This is a genomic window from Lentzea aerocolonigenes (assembly GCF_000955955.1).
Taxonomy (GTDB): domain Bacteria; phylum Actinomycetota; class Actinomycetes; order Mycobacteriales; family Pseudonocardiaceae; genus Lentzea; species Lentzea aerocolonigenes_A.
Genome location: NZ_JYJG01000219.1, coordinates 1 through 1,351 on the forward strand (window position 1 = coordinate 1; position 1,351 = coordinate 1,351).

Consider the following 1,351-nt stretch of genomic DNA (forward strand, 5'->3'; position numbering starts at 1 on the left):
CCCATCCACCTCGGCCGCAGCACCACGACGTACGAGATCGTCGTGACGGACGAGGAGGGCAAGCGCACCTGCACCGCCCGCCTCACCTGCATCCTCCGGGCGAAGCCGCCGGGCGCCTGAGGACTGGGGTGGACCCCACCCCGAGCTGTGCGGTCAGCTCCAGTGTCGAACCAAGATCACCTCGACATCGTTGGGGCATGACCCTTTCGACTCGACTGACAGCAGCGGTGCTGTGCGGCGTGGTGGTCGCGGCCTCTGTCCCGGCCACCGCCTCCGCGCACTCGAACCGCGGCGAGCTCCTCGACGTCGTCCCGGTGTCCACGATGGACACCGACCAGCTGGTCAATATCTGGGGGACTACGCCTTGGACGCCTCGCGCGTCCGATTCGGTGTGGACGCGAAACGCATCGCGTACGGCACGATCGACCCAACAGGACGGCCAACCACGGCGAGCGCGCTGATCGCCTTGCCCCGCAACGACGACAGGGCGCCGCGCCAAGCCGTCTGGCTGCACGGCACCACTGGCTACCGGGGCTCCGTCGCCTCGGTGGCGGACGGCAACGACCGAGCGGCGGCGCTGCTGTTCGCCTCGGCCGGCTACCTGACCACGGCACCCGACTACCTGGGTCTGGGCACCGGACCCGGCTATCACCCTTACGTGGACACCCCGTCCACCGTCACGGCCTCAGTGGACGCGTTGAGAGCAGCCAGTCAGTTCGCCGAACGAAAAGGCCTCAAGCCCGACCAGCGCCTCATGATCACCGGTCACTCGCAGGGCGGCCACGCGACCATGGCGATGGGCGAGGCCCTGCAGCACGACCGCCAGTTCAGGGTCGGCGCGCTGGCCCCGATCGGCGGCCCCTTCAAGCCGAGTCTGCTCGTCGGCAAGGCCCTGAACGACGAGATCTCCAACGGCGTCGCGTACATGGCCTACTGGACGGTCGCCTGGAACCGCCTCTTCCACCTCTACGACAACCCGGCCGAGGTCTTCAAGGACCCGTCGGTGGCAGCCCTGTTCGACGGCGACCACCGCAACGAGGACATCTTCCCGCACCTGCCCGCCACCATGCACGAGCTGCTGACCGACACGTACTTCGAACGCCTCCGCAAGCCCACCGGCACCCTCCGGGCCAGGCTGCGTGAAGCGGACAGCTACTGCGACTGGCGCCCACAGGTCCCGGTGAAGATCTACTCGTCCACCGGCGACAAGGACACGCTCCTCGATCTGGGCCCGGACGTCAACCACGGCAAGGCGGCCAAGATCGCCCTCCCCCGCATCCTCGCGGACTTCGACCGCGCCTGAAAACGATGAAGGGAACCTTCATCCACGTGAGGTGGATGAAGGTTCCCT

1 protein-coding gene and 1 pseudogene are annotated in these 1,351 nt (G+C 67.9%); both read left to right on the forward strand.

Translation table 11 applies throughout. From position 1 onward, the window contains the following. Positions 1 to 120, forward strand: a pseudogene (locus UK23_RS52960) (aromatic compound degradation protein PaaI); the annotation flags it as partial. A 244-nt stretch (positions 121 to 364) separates the two neighbouring features. Next, a complete protein-coding gene (locus UK23_RS26690) occupies positions 365 to 1,303 on the forward strand; it encodes an alpha/beta hydrolase family protein (RefSeq protein ID WP_052685075.1) in 939 nt (312 codons plus the stop codon). Positions 1,304 to 1,351: the final 48 nt, after the last annotated feature.